Origin of the sequence: Aquabacterium sp., from assembly GCF_044226965.1 — a bacterium.
Taxonomy (GTDB): domain Bacteria; phylum Pseudomonadota; class Gammaproteobacteria; order Burkholderiales; family Burkholderiaceae_C; genus Pseudaquabacterium.
The window spans coordinates 49,241-66,507 of the sequence record NZ_JBGAGA010000022.1 but is presented as its reverse complement, the minus strand read 5'-3'; the positions used below and the strand labels follow the sequence as shown (position 1 = coordinate 66,507).

Annotated in this window: 16 protein-coding genes; 10 read left to right on the top strand and 6 right to left on the bottom strand. The window is 70.6% G+C overall.

Features of this window, described 5'->3' with window-relative positions; translation table 11 throughout:
* Window positions 1-14 precede the first annotated feature (14 nt).
* Window positions 15-533 carry a DUF4148 domain-containing protein gene (locus ACILR4_RS12365; protein ID WP_395701160.1) on the top strand — a complete coding sequence of 173 codons (519 nt, stop codon included), beginning with the start codon at window positions 15-17 and terminating at the stop codon, window positions 531-533.
* Window positions 534-590: 57 nt separating this feature from the next.
* On the opposite strand, the gene urtE is transcribed toward ACILR4_RS12365, so the two are convergent.
* The 5 genes from urtE to urtA are packed head-to-tail and all read right to left on the bottom strand — an operon-like array spanning window position 591 to window position 6,227.
* Window positions 591-1,283, bottom strand: coding sequence for an urea ABC transporter ATP-binding subunit UrtE (urtE, locus tag ACILR4_RS12360; protein ID WP_395701159.1), 693 nt, complete (start codon window positions 1,281-1,283; stop codon window positions 591-593).
* 19 nt (window positions 1,284-1,302) lie between these two features.
* A complete protein-coding gene (gene urtD / locus ACILR4_RS12355) occupies window positions 1,303-2,187 on the bottom strand; it encodes an urea ABC transporter ATP-binding protein UrtD (protein WP_395701158.1) in 885 nt (294 codons plus the stop codon).
* Window positions 2,184-3,287, bottom strand: coding sequence for an urea ABC transporter permease subunit UrtC (urtC, locus tag ACILR4_RS12350; RefSeq protein WP_395701157.1), 1,104 nt, complete (start codon window positions 3,285-3,287; stop codon window positions 2,184-2,186). The genes urtD and urtC overlap by 4 nt, the downstream gene beginning before the upstream one ends.
* Window positions 3,288-3,304: 17 nt before the next feature.
* Window positions 3,305-4,891, bottom strand: a complete 1,587-nt coding sequence (gene urtB, locus ACILR4_RS12345) for an urea ABC transporter permease subunit UrtB (protein WP_395701156.1) — start codon at window positions 4,889-4,891, stop codon at window positions 3,305-3,307.
* Window positions 4,892-4,949: 58 nt separating this feature from the next.
* Window positions 4,950-6,227, bottom strand: a complete 1,278-nt coding sequence (gene urtA / locus ACILR4_RS12340) for an urea ABC transporter substrate-binding protein (protein WP_395701155.1) — start codon at window positions 6,225-6,227, stop codon at window positions 4,950-4,952.
* Between the two features lie 263 nt (window positions 6,228-6,490).
* Here urtA and ACILR4_RS12335 point away from each other — a divergent pair, with 263 nt between their 5' ends.
* The 7 genes from ACILR4_RS12335 to ACILR4_RS12305 all read left to right on the top strand — a co-directional run bounded on the left by ACILR4_RS12335 (window position 6,491) and on the right by ACILR4_RS12305 (window position 13,653).
* Window positions 6,491-7,249: a YdiY family protein gene (locus ACILR4_RS12335; protein WP_395701154.1), complete on the top strand. Its 759-nt coding sequence runs from the start codon at window positions 6,491-6,493 to the stop codon at window positions 7,247-7,249.
* Between the two features lie 66 nt (window positions 7,250-7,315).
* A complete protein-coding gene (locus ACILR4_RS12330; protein WP_395701153.1) occupies window positions 7,316-8,044 on the top strand; it encodes a mobilization protein in 729 nt (242 codons plus the stop codon).
* Window positions 8,045-8,062: 18 nt separating this feature from the next.
* The gene (locus ACILR4_RS12325) at window positions 8,063-9,268 is read left to right on the top strand and encodes an alkane 1-monooxygenase (protein ID WP_395701152.1); all 1,206 of its coding nucleotides are present in this window, start codon (window positions 8,063-8,065) and stop codon (window positions 9,266-9,268) included.
* Window positions 9,265-10,218 (top strand): glycerophosphodiester phosphodiesterase, encoded by a 954-nt coding sequence (locus ACILR4_RS12320; RefSeq protein WP_395701151.1) that lies wholly within the window; start codon window positions 9,265-9,267, stop codon window positions 10,216-10,218. Before ACILR4_RS12325 ends, ACILR4_RS12320 begins: the two co-directional genes overlap by 4 nt.
* A complete protein-coding gene (locus tag ACILR4_RS12315) occupies window positions 10,218-11,555 on the top strand; it encodes a M16 family metallopeptidase (protein WP_395701150.1) in 1,338 nt (445 codons plus the stop codon). Before ACILR4_RS12320 ends, ACILR4_RS12315 begins: the two co-directional genes overlap by 1 nt.
* Before the next feature lie 218 nt (window positions 11,556-11,773).
* Window positions 11,774-12,895, top strand: a complete 1,122-nt coding sequence (locus tag ACILR4_RS12310; RefSeq protein WP_395701149.1) for a ProQ/FINO family protein — start codon at window positions 11,774-11,776, stop codon at window positions 12,893-12,895.
* A gap of 89 nt (window positions 12,896-12,984) precedes the next feature.
* The gene (locus tag ACILR4_RS12305) at window positions 12,985-13,653 is read left to right on the top strand and encodes a peroxiredoxin-like family protein (protein ID WP_395701148.1); all 669 of its coding nucleotides are present in this window, start codon (window positions 12,985-12,987) and stop codon (window positions 13,651-13,653) included.
* Window positions 13,654-13,668: 15 nt separating this feature from the next.
* On the opposite strand, the gene ACILR4_RS12300 is transcribed toward ACILR4_RS12305, so the two are convergent.
* Window positions 13,669-14,814 carry a lactonase family protein gene (locus tag ACILR4_RS12300; protein ID WP_395701147.1) on the bottom strand — a complete coding sequence of 382 codons (1,146 nt, stop codon included), beginning with the start codon at window positions 14,812-14,814 and terminating at the stop codon, window positions 13,669-13,671.
* A gap of 234 nt (window positions 14,815-15,048) precedes the next feature.
* Here ACILR4_RS12300 and ACILR4_RS12295 point away from each other — a divergent pair, with 234 nt between their 5' ends.
* Both ACILR4_RS12295 and ACILR4_RS12290 read left to right on the top strand, forming a co-directional pair.
* On the top strand, window positions 15,049-15,783 hold the full coding sequence (locus ACILR4_RS12295; protein ID WP_395701146.1) for a response regulator transcription factor: 735 nt from the start codon (window positions 15,049-15,051) through the stop codon (window positions 15,781-15,783).
* A complete protein-coding gene (locus tag ACILR4_RS12290; protein WP_395701145.1) occupies window positions 15,780-17,261 on the top strand; it encodes a sensor histidine kinase in 1,482 nt (493 codons plus the stop codon). The genes ACILR4_RS12295 and ACILR4_RS12290 overlap by 4 nt, the downstream gene beginning before the upstream one ends.
* Window positions 17,262-17,267: the final 6 nt, after the last annotated feature.

Here is a 17,267-nt window from a genome sequence, read left to right as displayed (position 1 = left end):
GCAGGAGTACCGACATGACCCGACAACGACGCTGGCAACTCGCCACCCTGGCCGCCGCGGCCAGCCTGATCTGCGTGGCCCAGGCCCAGATCGCCCCGGCGCAGGAAGAGACCCCGCCCGCCCAGGCCGGCACCGAGCTCGTGGAACCGGCCACCGCAGCGACCGAAGCCCCCTTGACCCCAGCCGCCGCCGAGCCCGCGACGGCCGCGCAGGACACCGAGGCCAGCACCGACACCGCCACCCCCGCGGTGCCGGCCGCCCCGGCGGCGATGCCGGCGACCCCACCGCGGGTGATCGTGAGCCCCAGCCCGGCGGCCACCGCCGCCGCCACGGCACCGGCCCCCGCCGCCGCGCCCGAGCCGGTGGCAGCGCCCGTGACGCGCGCGCAGGTGGTGGCCGAAGCCATCTATGCCAACGAGCACGGCCTGATCCCGCGCGGCGAGCTCGCGATGGTGCACGAGGACAAGGGCACGCTGTGGGCCGAGCAGATGGCCCAGGCCAGCCGGATGCCGCAGCAGCTGGCGATGCGCTGACGCGCCCGGGCCGCTGCGGGGCGGCCCGGCGGTGCTGACACCTACGTCACACCGAGCTCACACCGACATCAGCTTGCGCACGCCGTCGGCTTCCATCCGGTCGCCGCGGCCGCGCTGGATGATCTCGCCGCGCTCCATCACCAGGTACTGGTCGGCCAGCTCGGCGGCAAAGTCGTAGTACTGCTCGACCAGCACGATGGCCATGGTCTTGCGGTCTGCCAGCATGCGAATGACGCGGCCGATGTCCTTGATGATGCTGGGCTGGATGCCTTCGGTCGGCTCGTCCAGGATCAGCAGCTTCGGGCCCGCGGCCAGTGCGCGCGCAATGGCCAGCTGCTGCTGCTGGCCGCCGGACAGGTCGCCGCCACGCCGGCCGATCATCTGCTTCAACACCGGGAACAGCTCGAACAGCTCGGCCGGGATCGGCGTGCCGCCGGGCTTCACCGCCAGGCCCATGCGCAGGTTCTCTTCCACCGTCAGGCGCGAGAAGATCTCGCGCCCCTGCGGCACGTAGCCGATGCCGCGGCGCACCCGCTCGTAGCTGGTGGCGCGCGTGATGTCCACGCCGTCGAGCGCGATGGTGCCGGTCTTCACCGGCACCACGCCCATCAGGCTCTTCAGCAGCGTGGTCTTGCCCACGCCGTTGCGGCCCAGCACCACCGTCACCTCGCCCAGCGCGGCCTCGAAGCCGAGGTTGCGCAGGATGTGGCTGCCGCCGTAGAACTGGTTGAGGCTGTCGACCTTCAGCATGGCGTCGCTTCCGGATTCATCATCTGCCGAGGTAGACCTCGACGACTTTTTCATTGGCCTGGACTTCGGACAAGAGTCCCTCGGCCAGCACGCTGCCTTCGTGCAGCACGGTGACCTTCTTGCGGCCCTCGGTGAGCTGGTCGACGAACTTCATGTCGTGCTCCACCACCACCAGCGAGTGCTTGCCTTCGAGGCTGAGGAACAGCTCGGCGGTGCGCTCGGTCTCCTCGTCGGTCATGCCGGCCACCGGCTCGTCCAGCAGCAGCAGCTTGGGGTCCTGCATCAGCAGCATGCCGATCTCCAGCCACTGCTTCTGGCCGTGCGACAGCAGGCCCGCGGTGCGCTGCGCCTCGGCCTTCAGGTGGATGGTGCCGAGCATCTCGCCGATGCGGTCGAGCTGGGCACCGCTCAGACGCGAGAACAGCGAGGCCTTGACCCGCCGGTCGCCGGCGAGCGCGAGTTCGAGGTTCTCGAACACGCTCAGGTCCTCATACACCGTGGGCTTCTGGAACTTGCGGCCGATGCCGATCTGCGCGATCTCGGGTTCGGTCAGGCGCAGCAGGTCGATGGTGGAGCCGAAGAAGGCGCGGCCGGCGTCGGGCCGGGTCTTGCCGGTGATGCAGTCCATCATCGTCGTCTTGCCCGCGCCGTTGGGTCCGATGATGCAGCGCAGCTCGCCGACATTGACGCTGAGCGTCAGCGCATTGAGCGCCTTGAAGCCGTCGAAGCTGACGGTGATGTCGTCCAGGTACAGCGCGACGCCGTGCGCGAAGTCGGGCTCGCCGATCTTCAGCACGCGGCCGAAGGCGGCCTGGCGGCCACCGCTCTCGGTGGCCGCCGTCGCCTTGCGGGCCTCGTACGCCTCGCGGCGCTTCGCCCCCTCCTCCATCAACTCGGGTGTCATGCCCGCTTCTCCGTCACGCGCTTGAACAGGCCCACGATGCCGTGCGGCAGGAACAGCGTCACGGCAATGAACAGGGCCCCGAGGAAATACAGCCAGAACTCCGGAAACGCGACGGTGAACCAGCTCTTCGCGCCATTGACGAAGAAGGCGCCGATGATCGGCCCGATCAGCGTGGCGCGGCCGCCCACCGCGGTCCAGATGGCGATCTCGATCGACGCGGCCGGCGACATCTCGCTCGGGTTGATGATGCCCACCTGCGGCACGTACAGCGCGCCGGCCACCGCGCACATCACCGCCGACACGCACCATATGCTGAGCTTGTAGGCCAGCGGGTTGTAGCCGGTGAACATCACGCGCGTCTCGGCATCGCGGATGGCCTGCAGCACGCGGCCGTACTTGCTGTTCACGATGGCGCGCGCGGCCAGGTAGAACAGCACCAGCGTGACGCCGCTGAGCGCGAACAGGGTCACCCGCATCTGCGCGGTGGCGATCGGGATGCCGAGCACGCGCTTGAAGTCGGTGAAGCCGTTGTTGCCGCCAAAGCCGGTCTCGTTGCGGAAGAACAGCAGCATCGCCGCATAGGTCAGCGCCTGCGTGATGATCGAGAAGTACACGCCCTTGATGCGCGAGCGGAATGCGAACCAGCCGAACACGAAAGCCAGCAGCCCCGGCACCAGCACCACCAGCAGCGCCTGTGCGATGAAGCTGTCCGACAGCGCCCAGTGCCACGGGAAGGTCTTCCAGTTCAGGAACACCATGAAATCGGGCATGTCGGCCTTGTACTGGCCGTCGCGCCCGATCTGCCGCATCAGGTACATGCCGATGCCGTAGCCGCCCAGCGCGAAGAACAGGCCGTGGCCCAGCGACAGGATGCCGGTGTAGCCCCAGATCAGGTCCATCGCCAGCGCGCAGATCGCGTAGCAGAGGATCTTGCCGGCCAGGCTGACGGTGTAGTCGCTGAGGTGGAACACGCTGCCCTCGGGCACCGCGAGGTTCAGCACCGGCACCACGACGGTGATGACAGCCAGCGCCACCAGCACGGCCAGCCAGCCGGTCGGGCCCAGCAGCAGGCCGCGCTTCTGCTGCAGCACCACACTCATTGGAACCTCGGGCGTCTTCATGCCTCAGCACTCCGGCCCTTGACCGCGAACAACCCTTGCGGCCGCTTCTGGATGAAGACGACGATGAACACCAGCACCATGATCTTGGCCAGCACCGCGCCGGCCCAGCCTTCGAGCAGCTTGTTGAGGATGCCCAGGCCCAGCGCCGCGTACACGGTGCCCGCCAGCTGGCCGACGCCGCCCAGCACCACCACCATGAACGAGTCGACGATGTAGCCCTGGCCCAGGTCCGGCCCGACGTTGCCGACCTGGCTGAGCGCGCAGCCCGCCAGGCCCGCGATGCCCGCGCCGAGCGCGAAGGCCATCATGTCGGTGCGCGCGGTGTCCACGCCGACGCAGGCGGCCATGCGGCGGTTCTGCGTCACGCCGCGCACGAACAGGCCCAGCCGCGTCTTGCCGATCAGCAGCGCCATGCCCAGCAGCACCAGCGCGGCGAAGGCCAGGATCGCGATGCGGTTGAAGGGCAGCACCAGGTTCGGCAGCACCTGCACGCCGCCGGACATCCAGGCCGGGTTCTCGACGCCGACGTTCTGCGCGCCGAACAGCGAGCGCACCGCCTGCATCAGCACCAGGCTGATGCCCCAGGTGGCCAATAGCGTCTCAAGCGGGCGGCCATAGAGCCAGCGGATCACGCTGCGCTCCAGCACCGCGCCGACCAGCGCGGACGTGAAGAACGAAGCCGGGATCGCCAGCAGGATGTACCAGTCGAAGGCGCCCGGCAGGTAGTGGCGGAACAGGTTCTGCACCACGTAGGTGGCATAGGCGCCGATCATCATCAGCTCGCCATGGGCCATGTTGATCACGCCCATCAGGCCGTAGGTGATGGCCAGACCCAGCGCCACCAGCAGCAGGATCGAACCGAGGCTGGCGCCGGTGAACAGCACGCCCAGCCGTTCGCCCCAGGCCAGCTGGCCCTGCACGCTGTCCAGCGCCGCCTGGATCGCCGCCTTCACCGCCGGGTCGGATTCGCCGTTGAGCCTTTCCAGCAGCAGCGAGCGCGTGGCCGGCTCGCTGGAGCCGGACAGCGCCTTGGCCGCCGCCACGCGCTTGGCCGCGTCGTCCGACGAGATCAGCACCGCGGCGCGCAGCAGGCCCAGCTGCGCCTTCAGCTGCGGGTCGGTCTCGGCCTTCTCGGCCTTCTCGATCAAGGGCAGCTTGCCCTCGTCGACCTGGTCCTTCAGTTCGACGATCGCCTTCTCGCGCACCGCGCGCTCGGGCGACACCAGCTTCAGCACCGCGATCGCGCTTTCCAGTTCGCGCCGCATGCGGTTGTTGTTGACCACGTCCTCGGCATCGGCCGGCAGCGTGGCCGCCGCGCCCGTGGCCGCTTCCACGGCCTTGCCGTCCTGCACGATGAAGGCCTTGCCGCCGGCGGTTTTCACCGCATCGTCGAGCAGGGCCTGCACCAGCGGCACCACCGTCACGTCGCCCGCGGCGATGCGCTCGTTCAGCGCGGCGATGCGCTCGTCGCTGTCGCCCGCCGCGATCTTGCCGGCCTGCTCGGGCGTCAACGCAAAAGCTGCCGGCGCAGCACCCAGCCACGCCAGCAGGAACAGCACTATCCAAAGGACACGAGAGAACAAGTCGGACTCCCCAATCTGCCGGCACGGCGCGGACTACCCGCACCGTGCCCTTCAGCGATTACTTCTTTTCAGGTTCGTCCTTCTTGCCCTTGTTCTCGGGGATGAACGGGCTCCAGGGCTGGGCCTTGACCGGGCCCTTGGTCTTCCACACCACGTTGAACTGGCCGTCGGCCTTGATCTCGCCGATGAACACCGGCTTGTGCAGGTGGTGGTTCTTCGGGTCCATCGTCGAGGTGAAGCCGCCCGGCGCCGGGAAGGTCTGGCCGGCCATCGCGGCGATGACCTTGTCGGTGTCGGTGCTCTTGGCCTTCTCGACCGCCTGCTTCCACATCATGATGCCGATGTAGGTGGCCTCCATCGGGTCGTTGGTCAGCGGCTTGTCCTTGTGGCCGGCAATGCCCTTGGCCTTGGCATAGTCGCTCCACTTCTTCACGAACTCGGTGTTGGCCGGGCTCTTGATGCTCATGAAGTAGTTCCACGCGGCCAGGTGGCCCACCAGCGGCTTGGTGTCCACGCCGCGCAGCTCTTCCTCACCCACCGAGAAGGCCACCACCGGCACGTCGGTCGCCTTCAGGCCCTGGTTGCCCAGTTCCTTGTAGAACGGCACGTTGGAATCGCCGTTGATGGTCGACACCACCGCGGTCTTCTTGCCTTCGGACGAGAACTTCTTGATCTTGGCGATGATGCTCTGGTAGTCGGAGTGCCCGAACGGGGTGTACTCCTCCATGATGTCCTCGTCCTTGATGCCCTTGCTGTGCAGGAAGGAACGCAGGATCTTGTTGGTGGTGCGTGGGTACACGTAGTCGGTGCCCAGCAGCACGAAGCGCTTGGCGCTGCCGCCGTCCTTGCTCATCAGGTATTCCACCGCCGGAATGGCCTGCTGGTTCGGTGCGGCACCGGTGTAGAACACGTTCTTCGAGAGTTCCTCACCCTCGTACTGCACCGGGTAGAACAGCAGCGAGTTCAGTTCCTCGTACACCGGCAGCACGCTCTTGCGCGACACGCTGGTCCAGCAGCCGAAGGTGACGGCCACCTTGTCCTTGCTGATCAGCTGGCGTGCCTTCTCGGCGAACAGCGGCCAGTTCGAGGCCGGGTCCACCACCACCGGCTCGAGCTTCTTGCCGAGCACGCCGCCCTTGGCATTGATCTCGTCGATGGCCATCAGCACGGTGTCCTTCAACACCGTTTCCGAGATCGCCATCGTGCCCGACAGCGAGTGCAGCACGCCGACCTTGATGGTTTCCTGGGCCTGGGCCAGCGACGTGAAGCCGAGCGCGCAGGCCGTGGCAGCCAGCGCGGTGAGGGATTTCGCTGCAAAGCGACGCGAGAGGTTCATGGTCGAGCGCTCCTGTTGTGTGGAATGGGGGAAGAGGCCGACGCAGGTTAGGGGCCGGGGCGGACCCGGCCAATACGCAAGGTGACGTAGACGCCGGGCGGCGCGGTGGCGGCGCCGCGGCCGCCGCCGCGACAGGCGCCGGTCGCTCGCCCATTGCGCAGGCTCAAGCTTCTGGCGCGCCCGGCATGCCCGGCGCCGCAGCGGCGCGCATCATCGGCCGAGCTGCCTGCGCCCCCTGATGCCGCAGGCCAAGGAGGACCACCATGACATTGCGTTCGATCCTGCTCGGCGGCCTGGCCCTGGCGGCCTGCGCCAGCGCGCTGGCCCAGGCCACGGTGAAGCCCGACGGCCAGTTCCGCGCCGCCATCGGGTTGGGCGCCAGCACCTCGTCGGGCAACTCGCGCGCCACCAACCTCTCGCTGGTGGCCGACGCGGTGCGCGCCACCGAGGACGACAAGTCCACGCTATTCGCGAACGGGCAATACGCCAGCAGCAGCGGCACCACCACGGCCGAGCGCTTCCGGCTCGGCGGGCGGCACGACCACAACCTCGGCCCGCTGATGTTCGTGTTCGGCGGGCTCGATTTCGAGCGCAACAAGTTCGCCAACCTGCAACTGCGCAGCCAGTTGCAGGGCGGCCTGGGCTACCACCTGATCAAGACCAGCGACCTGAGCTGGGACCTGTTCGGCGGCCTGGGCTACACCAAGGACAGCTATGTCGACCCGACGCGCATCGACGACGCCGTGCGCACCCGCTACAGCTACGCCACGCTGCTGCTGGCCGAGGAGTCGACCCACAAGCTCGGCAGCAACACCAGCTTCAAGCAGCGCCTGGCCGTGACCCCGAACCTGAAGAACCGCTGGGAGTACCGCGCCACCTGGGACGCCGGTCTGGCGGTGGCGATGTCCTCGACGCTGAACCTGACGGTGGGCTTCAGCGCCAACTACAACAGCGAGCCGGGCCTGGGCCTGAAATCCACCGACACGCTGCTGACCACCGGGGTGTCGATCAAGTTCGACTAGCGCGGCGGCCGCGCCCACGCAGCCGCCGGCCTTGCACTGGCGGCGCGTGAGCGCAGAATCCGCGCCATGAATCCCATTCCCACCCTCGAGGCGCCTGCCGCCTCCAAGATCCACCTGATCGGCGGCGAGAAAGGCGGCGTCGGCAAGTCCCTGGTCGCGCGGCTGCTGGCGCAGCACTTCATCGACCACGAGGTCCCCTTCGTCGGCTACGACACCGACCGCTCGCACGGCGCGCTGATGCGCTTCTACGCCGGCTATGCCGCCCCGGCGCTCGCCGACCGCTACGAGGCCATGGACGCCATCATGGAAAGCGCGGTGGAGCAGCCCGGCCGGCGCGTGCTGGTGGACCTGGCCGCGCAGACCCATGCACCGCTGGTGAAGTGGATCGAGGAATCCGGCGTGCTCGACCTGGCCGACATGTCCGGCGTGGCGCTTTACTACTGGCACGTGATGGACTCGGGCAAGGACTCGGTCGACCTGCTGCGCCGGCTGCTCGATACCTTTGGCATGCGGCTGCGCTACGTGCTGGTGAAGAACCAGGTGCGCGGCGACGACTTCACGCAGCTGGAGCAGTCCGGCGAGCAGGCCCGCGCGATGGCGCTGGGGGCGCGCATCGTGAACCTGAAGAAGCTGCACGACGCGGTGGTGCAGAAGATCGACGCCGCCAACGCCAGCTTCTGGGCCGCGCGCAACGCCAGCGGCCGCGAAGGCGCGTCACTCGGCCTGATGGAGCGCCAGCGCCTGAAGATGTGGCTGGCGCACGCGCAGTCGGAGCTGGACGCGGTGGGGGTCTGAACCACGGGAGAAGCCGGAATGGGCAAGGTCTACAGTGCCATCGACGGGCAAGGCCGTCGCGTCGAATACCGCGACCGCAAGCGCTGGGGCTGGAGCCTGTCGGTGCTGTACCCGCTGATGCCCTTCGTCGGCCTGTGGGCCCACCATGTCACCGGCTGGCAGGCGATGCTGGCGCTGCCGCTGCTCATCAGCTACGGGCTGATGCCGCTGCTGGACGCCCTGATCGGCGAAGACCGCAACAACCCGCCCGAGGCGGTGGTGCCGCAGCTGGAGCAAGACCGCTACTACCGCTGGCTGACCTGGGCCACGGTGCCGCTGCACTTCGTGGCGCTGATCGGCTGCGCCTGGTGGGTGGGCACGCATGACCTGTCGTGGTGGGCGCTGCTGATCCTGGCCTACGTGGCCGGCACCGATGCAGGCCTGGGGCTGAACACCGCGCACGAGCTCGGCCACAAGCACAACGCCGTCGAGCAGTGGCTGGCACGGCTGGCGCTGGCGGTGCCGGCCTATGGCCACTTCACGGTCGAGCATGGCCGCGGCCACCACCGCTGGGTGGCCACGCCGGAAGACCACGCCAGTTCGCGCATGGGCGAAAGCATCTACCGCTTCGCGCTGCGCGAGCTGCCCGGCGGCATCCGGCGCGCCTGGCAGCTGGAATCGCAGCGCCTGCGCGCGGCCGGCCATTCGCCGTGGAACCTGCGCCACAACGCGATGCTGCAGTCCTATGCCGTCACGCTGCTGCTGCAGGGCGCGCTGATCTGGGCTTTCGGCTGGATCATGCTGCCCTTCCTGGCCATCCACAATGTCGTCGCCTGGTGGCAGCTGACCTCGGCCAACTATGTCGAGCACTACGGGCTACTGCGCCAGCGCGAAGGCGCCGGTTACGAGTCACCGAAGCCGCACCACTCCTGGAACACCAACCACCTGGTCACCAACCTGGCCACCTTCCACCTGCAGCGGCATTCCGACCACCATGCCTACCCATCGCGCCGCTACCAGAGCCTGCGCCACTTCGAAGACCTGCCGCAGCTGCCCAGCGGCTACTTCGGCATGTTCCCGCTCTCGTACTGCCCGCCGCTGTGGTTCAAGGTGATGGACCCGCGCCTGCTGGCGCTGCCGCAGGTGCGCGGCGACCTGAGCAAGGTGAACATCGACCCGCGGTCCAGGGACGCGCTTTTTGCGCGTTACGGCCAAGCCCGGGCCGCCTGGCAGCAGGCGGCGTGAAGGCGCTGCGCGCACTGCTGCTGGCCGGCCTGGCGCTGATGGCCGCCGGCACGGTGGCGGCCTTCGACCTCGAGGGCCACCGCGGTGCGCGCGGCCTGGCGCCCGAGAACACGCTGGCCGCGTTCCGCACCGCCATCGGCATCGGCGTCAACACGCTGGAGCTGGACGTGCACCTCAGCGCCGACGGCGTGCCGATGGTCTCGCACGACCCGATGCTCAACCGCGACCTGGTGCGCGACACGCAAGGCGATTGGCTGCCCGGCCCGGGACCGCTGATCCGCAGCCTGACGCGCGACGCGCTGCAGTCGCGCTACCAGCTCGGCCGCGCGCGGCCCGGCAGCAGCGTGGCACAGAACTTCCCGCAGCAGCAGCCGGCCGATGGCGAGCGGCTGCCCACGCTGGCCGAGGTGTTCGCGCTGATGCGCGCGCCCGGCCGCGAGGCCCTGCGTGCGAACGTCGAGATCAAGCTGAACCCGACCAGGCCGGACGAAACGCCCGCGCCCGAGGCCATCGTCCAGGCCGTGCTGGCCGTGGTGCGCGAACACGGCCTCGCCCGTCGCATCACCTTGCAGGGCTTCGACTGGCGCGCGCTGCGCATCGCCCAGCAGCTGGCGCCCGAGATCCCCACCGCCTACCTCAGCGCCCAGCGGCCCACCTTCGACACCATCGGCAGCGGACAATGGACCGCAGGCTTCGACCTGAAGACGCACGGTTCGCTGCCGAAGATGGTGAAGGCCGCCGGCGGCGCGATCTGGAGCCCGGCCCACGCCGATGTCAGCGCCGCGCTGGTGGCCGAAGCGCACCAGCTCGGCCTGCAGGTGCTGCCCTGGACCGTCAACAACCCCGACGACATGGCGCGTCTGATCGACTGGGGCGTCGACGGACTGATCACCGACTACCCCGACCGTGCCCGCACGGTGATGAAAGCGAAGGGCCTGGCCCTGCCTTGATGACGACAAAAGATCCCGAAACCCACGTCCACACGCTGCCCAACGGCGTGCGCGTGCTGACCCTGGTGCAACCCTGGCTGGACATCGCCTCGTTGAGCATCTTCGTGCGCAGCGGCAGCCAGCATGAGAGCCGGCGCCTGAACGGCATCAGCCATGTCGCCGAGCACATGGCCTTCAAGGGCACCACCACGCGCGACTGCCAGCGCATCAACCTCGATGCCGAGCGCCTGGGCGCCGAGGTCAATGCGCACACCGACAAGGACCACACCGCCTTCCACATGCACGGCCTGGCGCAGCATGCGCCGGCGCTGATCGGCATGCTCGGCGACATCGTGCTCAACAGCAGCTTCCCGGCCGACGAACTGGAGCGCGAGCGCCAGGTCATCCTGCAGGAGTACGCCGAGGACGAGGACGACCCGCTGTCCAACGCCTACAAGCTGTTCGACCTGGCCTGCTGGGGCGATCACCCGATCGCGCGGCCGGTGATCGGCCAGCGCGCCAACATCCGCCGCTTCAGCCGCGACGACCTGCTGGCCCATGTGCGGCAGCAGTACACCGGCTGCAATGTCGTCGTCGCGGCCTGCGGCGCGCTCGACCCGCAACAGATCACGCGGGCCGCCGAGGCCGCCTTCGGCGCCATGCCGTCGGGCCAGCCGAACACGGTCGCCGCGCCGCAATGGATGGGCGGCTGCCGCCACAAGCGCCATGCCGGCATCGGCCAGAGCCATGCGCTGCTGGGCTACCCGATCCCCTCGCTGCAGGCCGACGATGCCGCCAGCCAGGCCGCGGCCACGGTGTTCGGCGAAGGCATGAGCTCGCCGCTGCTCGACGAGCTGCGCGAGCGGCGCGGCCTGGTCTACTACGCCAACTGCACGGCCGAGCCGATGGCGCAGAGCGGCCAGTTCGTCATCGAGGCCTCCACCGCGCCCGAGCACCTGAGCGAGTTCTTCACCGGGGTCAACCGCCTGCTGCAGGCGCAGGCCGAAGGCGTCCAGCCGGTGGACCTGGAACGTGCACGCAACCAGACCCTGGTGCGGCTGCTGCGCACCCAGGAAAAGCCCTTCCAGCAGCTGGAGACGGCGGCGCAGGAGCTCTTCGTGCACGGCCGGGTGCGCCCGCGCAGCGAGCGCATCGCGTTGACGCAGGCCCTCACCGCCGGCCAGGTGCGCGACGCGTTCCAGCGCCTGCTGGCCGCACCGCCCGCCGTCGCGGTGGTCGGCAAGTACGGCAGCGCGGCGCAGGCCGCCGTGGCCGCGGTGGTCGACAGGGCCGCCAGGGTCGGCACAATCACGGACCCGGCTATTCCGACCCCGGTGCCACAGAAGCACCTTGCATGATGACCGACGCCCACCCGCCATCCGAAGCCCCGCCCCCCAGCGACACCCCCGTGCCGCCGGGCCACGATGGTGCTGCCCCGCCCGCTGCCGTGCCCGAGGGCCCGACCGCCGAACCCCCCGCGGCCGCGGCGACGACGGCCGAGCCGGTCGCCGCCGAGCCCGCTGCAGCAGAACCCGTTGCAGCCGAACCCGCGGCAGCGGAAGCAGAGCCAGTGGCCTTGGCGGTCGCTGCGACCGAGCCCGCTGCGACCGAACCCGCAACCGAGCCTGCGGCCGAACCCGCCGCCAAGAAGCCTGCCGCACCCGAGGTCGACCTGCCCGCCGTCACCGCACAGATGCAGGCACTGTTCCCCGCGCTGTTCGGCCGGCCGCCCAAGCCGATCAAGCTGCGCATCCAGGAAGACATCCAGGCACGCGCGCCGGGCCGCTTCAGCAAGCGCGAGCTGTCGGTCTTCTTCCGCCGCCACACGCTGAGCACGCCCTACCTGCTGGCCTTGAGCAAGTCGGCCGAGCGCTTCGACCTCGACGGCCAGCCCGCCGGCCCGGTGAGCGACGAGCACCGCGACGCCGCAGCCGCCGAGATTGCGCGCCGTCGCGCACGGCGCGACGCACAGCGGCCGCCGGCCGCGCCCGCGGCTGCCCCCGGCACCGAAGGCACGGCCACCGCCGCACCCAGCGGCGACCGGCCGCCGCGGCCCGATGGCCCGCGCCGCGAGGGCCCGCGCGGCCCCGGCGGTCAACGACCCGACCCACGGCCGCGGCAGGAAGGAGCGCGCCCGCCGCGCCCCCCCCGCCCGCCCGGCGAGCAGCGGCCACCGCGTCCGCAGGGCGAGGGCCAGCAGCGCCCACCGCGTCCGCAGGGCGAGCAACGACCGCCCCGTCCGCAGGGCGATGGGCAGCAGCGCCCGCCTCGTCCACAGGGCGATGCTCAACAGCGCCCGCCTCGTCCCCAGGGCGATGCTCAACAGCGCCCGCCTCGTCCCCAGGGCGAACAGCAGCGCCCACCGCGGCCCGATCGCGGCCCACGGCCGGACGGCCGCCCGCGCCACGATCGCCCGCCGCGCCCGGAAGGCCAGCCACGCCCCGACCGCCCTTCGCACGGTGACCGCCCGCCGCGCCCCGAGCACGCGCAGCGCGAACTGCCCAACCGCGAGCAGGATCCGCAGAAGTACGAGCGCGCCCGCCTGCTGCGCGACTACGAAGGCACGCGCCTGAGCGAAGCGAACTTCTGCGCGCTGAAGGGCCTGACGCCGGCCAGGCTGTCCGAACTGCTGGCCCAGGCCCGCGCCGAGGCCGGCCTGCCGCCCGCGACGCAGCGTCCCGCCAAGTCCGGGCGTTGAAGGCTCCGTGACGAGTTCGTGAGACTTTCGTGATCCGGCGCGCTCAGCATCGGGCATCCCGATGACGGCGCCCCGGTGGGCGAAACCCCATGAGCCTTGATCACGAACTGCGCGCCCTGGCCGAGCGCGGGCGCAGCCAGGCCCCGGCGGCGGTGCAGGCCGCGATGCAGACGGCCCAGCAGGCGCTGGTCGCGAGCGGACTCGCGCAGCAGGCGCTGCGGCCGGGCCAGGCACTGCCGGCCTTCGAGCTGCCCGATGCGGACGGCCGCCTGCTCGCGCTCTCGGCGCTGCTCGAGCAGGGGCCGGTGCTGTTGAACTTCTACCGCGGCCAGTGGTGCCCGTTCTGCAACCTGGCGCTGCGTGCGCTGCAGGGCCACCTGCCGCACTTCCGGCGCCACGGCGTGCAACTCGTCGCGGTGTCGCCGGAGCGGCCGGACCACAGCCTGGCCCTGGTGCAACAGCACGGGCTGGCATTTCCGTTGCTCACCGATGCCGGCCTCGGGCTGGCCCGACGCTGCGGCATCGTCTTCACGCTCGACGAAGGCCTGCGCCCGCTGTACCAGGCCTGGGGCGTCGACCTGCCTGCACGCAACGGCAACGGCAGCTTCGAGCTGCCGCTGCCGGCGGCCTTCCTGGTCGGCCGCGATGGCCTCGTGCGCGAGGCCTTCGTCGAGCCCGACTACCGGCTGCGGCTCGAGCCGGACACTGCGCTGGGCTGGATCGACCGGCACTTCGGCGCCGGTGCAGTGCCCGGCTGAACCCGCGCCGGCCGATCAGTTGCTGGCCAGGCCCACCGCCGTGGCCGGCAGGTTGGCGGCAAAGGGCAGCGGGCTCAGGCTGCCGCCGTCACCGATCGCGAAGGCGCCGATCGTCGCGGTCCGGCCATTGCGCACGAACAGGCGCTGGCCATTCACCGACACCGCGGTGTCCGCCGGCGCCGAGCCCGCACCGGTGTCGCCTGCCTGTGCGGCCAGCAGCGCGATGCTGCCGCCCCGGTCGACCCGGTAGCTGCTGATCGAGCTGCTGCCGGTGTTGGCGACAAAGGCGTACTGGCCGTCGGGCGTCACCGCCACCCAGCAGGCCGCGCCCTGCTGGTCGGGCACCGCCCGGCTCACCACCACCGGTTGCTCCGGCGCGCGCTGCGTGAAGCGGTAGGAGGACACCGTGCTGGCGCCGGCCGCGCCGCCCACCGCCTCGGTCACCACCAGGCGATTGCGGCGGTTGAAGGCAAAGCCGAACGGCGTCTGGCCGGGCGACGGCGTGACCACCGGCGCGCCGATGCTGCCGTCCGGGCGCACCGCATAGCTCACCAGCTTGTTGGTGGCCTTCTCGGTGACGACCAGCGCATCACCGTCGTCGCTGAAGCCCACCTGCGCCGGCCCGGTGCCGCCGGCCGCCGAGAGCCCGCCGCTGGCCCCCGGTATCGGCTGCAGCACGCCGCGCGCATTGCGGAAGCCGGCCACGTTGCCGCTGCCACCGTCGTTGAGCACATACACGGTGCCGCGGTATTCGGTGACGCTGATCGGGTGCAGTCCGCCGGAGTCGACGGTGGACACCCGCACCAGCGCCCGCGGCGTCACCAGGAAGGTCGTCACCGTGTTGCTGCCGGCATTGACGACGAACAGGAAGTGGCCGTCGCCGCTGAGCGTGACGGCGCCTTGCGAGCCGAGACCGGCGCCCGAACCCAGGCCCGCGGTGGGCACATGGCTCTTCAGGGCCAGCTGGCCCGCGGCATCGGTGCCATAGACGAGCACCTCGTTGCCCTCGGCGGCATTGCTGCTGGTGAAGACCATGCCGGCGCGCAGGCCGTCGGCATCGTCGACGCCGGCGAAGGCGGCCGGCGCGGCGGCCATCGAGGCGGCGGCCAGGCCGATCGACCAGGCCAGGGTGCGAAGCAGGGTACGACGTGGGGTGTTCATGGGGGATCGCTTCCATCGAGAGAGGGAGAACAGGGGGCTCGCCGCCGCGGCGCCCGAGGGCCGCCAGCGGACAGCTGCGCAGTCTTCTCGCGTCGGGCCGGCAGATCCTCACGATTCCGTCACCGAATGGGCGCCGATTCATCGCGGCCGCCACCGGCGCAGCCGATTCGGCGGCCGGCTGTAAGGAATGGCGCGCTCGCGCGACCCATGAGGTCGAACCCTGCTCCTTTGCGCATGACCGAAGCCCTGCTGGCGACGCGTCGTTTGCTCGTTATCGAGGACGACCGCGACATCGCCGAACTGCTGTCGCTGCACCTGTCCGAGCTGCCAGCCCAGGTGACGCTGGCCAGCGACGGCCGCCAGGGCCTGGGCCTCGCGCTGACCCGCGGCCCCTGGGACGCCGTGGTGCTGGACATCGGCCTGCCCGGCCTCAACGGCCTGGACCTGTGCCGCGAGTTGCGCGCGCAGGCCGCCCGCGTGCCGGTGCTGATGCTGACCGCCCGGGCCACCGAGCTCGACCGCGTGCTGGGCCTCGAACTCGGCGCAGACGACTACCTGACCAAGCCCTTCAGCGTGGTCGAGCTGGTGGCCCGGGTGAAGGCGCTGATGCGGCGCGCCGCGATGCCGGCCGCCGATGCCGAGGCGGCCGGCGCCGCGGCGCCCACGGTGCTGGCCACCGGGCCGCTGCGCATCGACCGGCCGCAGCGGCGCGCCTGGCTCGGCCCGGGCGAACTCGCGCTGACGCCGCGCGAATTCGACCTGCTGTGGTACTTCGCCTGCCACCCGGGCCGGGTGTTCACGCGTGACGAGCTGCTCGACGCGGTGTGGGGCCATGGCCACGACGGCTACGACCACACCGTCAACACCCACATCAACCGGCTGCGCAACAAGCTCGGCACGCCACTGACGCCGGGCGGCTTCATCCACACCGTGTGGGGCGTGGGCTACCGCTTCGAGGCACCAGCATGAAGCTGCCGCTGCACCTGAAGCTCGGCGCCGCCGTGAGCCTGCTGATCCTGCTGTGCTGCGCGGCGATGCTGGCGGTGGTGCACCATGCCGCCCGCCAGGCCGACCTGGAATCGGTGCAGCGCATCAACCTCGGCCTGGCGCGCTATGTGGCCGAGCACCAGGCGCAGCCCCTGCTGGACGCGCAAGGCGCGCCGAACCGGCCGGCCATGGCCGCGCTGGCCTCACACGTGATGGCGATCAACCCGGCGGTGGAGCTGTACCTGCTGGACCGCGAAGGCCAGGTGCTCGCGCATGCGCTGCACGAGGCCCCGGCCACCGACCCGGTGGGCCGGCGTGTCGACCTGGCCGCGGTGCAGCCGCTGGTGGCCGGCGGCGACGCCCCGCGCCTGCCGGTGCTGGGTGACGACCCGCGCCAGCCGGGCCGGCACAGCGTCGTCTCGGTGGCGCCGCTGACGCCGGACGCCCATCCTGCAGGTTATCTCTACCTGGTGCTGCAGGGCCGCGCCCAGCGCGCGGTGGCGGCCGAGCTGGCCGGTTCGCTCGCGCGGCGCGAAATGCTGGGCGCCCTGCTGCTGGTGGCGGCGGCCGGTTCACTGGCGGTGTTCTTCGTGCTGGGCACGCTGACGCGGCCGCTGCGCCAGCTGGCGCGGCAGGTGCAGGCCATCCGGGCCGGCGACGCGCCGCCGGCGGTGTCGGGGCGCGACGAGATCGAGCTGCTGCGCAGCGCCGTGGCTGCGCTGCAGGCGCGCGTGGACTCGCAGTTCCGGCGACTGGAGGAAGCCGACCAGCAGCGGCGGGACCTGGTCAGCGGCATCTCGCACGACCTGCGCACGCCGCTGGCCAGCCTGCGCGGCTTCCTCGAGACCGTGCTGCTGAAAGGCGACGCCCTTCCGCCCGACACCCGCACCCAGTACCTGCGCACCAGCCTGCGCCAGGCCGAGCGGTTGCGCCAACGCATCGGCGAGCTGTTCGAGCTGTCCAAGCTCGATGCCGGCCGCGTCGAGCCGCGGCTGGACGTTTTCTGCCTGGCCGAACTGCTGCAGGACGTGATCCAGGCCTACCAGCCGGCCGCGCGCGAGCGCGGCGTGCGGCTGCGCCTGGCCGACGACAGCCACCGCGCGGCGCCGGTGCGGGCCGACATCGCGCTGATCGAGCGCGTGATGCAGAACCTGATCGACAACGCGCTGCGCTTCACGCCGCAGGGCGGCAGCGTGACGCTGGCCGTCTCGGCACGCGAAGGCGGCTTCTCGGTGAGCGTGGCCGACACCGGGCGCGGCATCGCCGCCGAACACCTGCCCTACATCTTCGACCGCTACTGGCGCAGTGGCGACGAGGACGAACTGCGCTCGGGCGCGAGCTCGGGCCTGGGGCTGGCGATCGTCAAGCGCATCCTCGAGATCCACGGCAGCGCCGTGCGCGTGAGCTCGCAACTGGCGCAGGGCACGCGCTTCGAATTCGCGCTGCCGCAGGCCGCCTGAGGGTGG

Excerpts from the sequence above, each read along its gene's own strand:
- ACILR4_RS12365 (WP_395701160.1), top strand. The coding sequence starts at position 15 with ATGACCCGACAACGACGCTGGCAACTCGCCACCCTGGCCGCCGCGGCC.
- urtE (WP_395701159.1), bottom strand. The coding sequence starts at position 1,283 with ATGCTGAAGGTCGACAGCCTCAACCAGTTCTACGGCGGCAGCCACATC.
- urtD (WP_395701158.1), bottom strand. The coding sequence starts at position 2,187 with ATGACACCCGAGTTGATGGAGGAGGGGGCGAAGCGCCGCGAGGCGTAC.
- urtC (WP_395701157.1), bottom strand. The coding sequence starts at position 3,287 with ATGAGTGTGGTGCTGCAGCAGAAGCGCGGCCTGCTGCTGGGCCCGACC.
- urtA (WP_395701155.1), bottom strand. The coding sequence starts at position 6,227 with ATGAACCTCTCGCGTCGCTTTGCAGCGAAATCCCTCACCGCGCTGGCT.
- ACILR4_RS12335 (WP_395701154.1), top strand. The coding sequence starts at position 6,491 with ATGACATTGCGTTCGATCCTGCTCGGCGGCCTGGCCCTGGCGGCCTGC.
- ACILR4_RS12330 (WP_395701153.1), top strand. The coding sequence starts at position 7,316 with ATGAATCCCATTCCCACCCTCGAGGCGCCTGCCGCCTCCAAGATCCAC.
- ACILR4_RS12325 (WP_395701152.1), top strand. The coding sequence starts at position 8,063 with ATGGGCAAGGTCTACAGTGCCATCGACGGGCAAGGCCGTCGCGTCGAA.
- ACILR4_RS12315 (WP_395701150.1), top strand. The coding sequence starts at position 10,218 with ATGACGACAAAAGATCCCGAAACCCACGTCCACACGCTGCCCAACGGC.
- ACILR4_RS12305 (WP_395701148.1), top strand. The coding sequence starts at position 12,985 with ATGAGCCTTGATCACGAACTGCGCGCCCTGGCCGAGCGCGGGCGCAGC.
- ACILR4_RS12300 (WP_395701147.1), bottom strand. The coding sequence starts at position 14,814 with ATGAACACCCCACGTCGTACCCTGCTTCGCACCCTGGCCTGGTCGATC.
- ACILR4_RS12295 (WP_395701146.1), top strand. The coding sequence starts at position 15,049 with ATGACCGAAGCCCTGCTGGCGACGCGTCGTTTGCTCGTTATCGAGGAC.
- ACILR4_RS12290 (WP_395701145.1), top strand. The coding sequence starts at position 15,780 with ATGAAGCTGCCGCTGCACCTGAAGCTCGGCGCCGCCGTGAGCCTGCTG.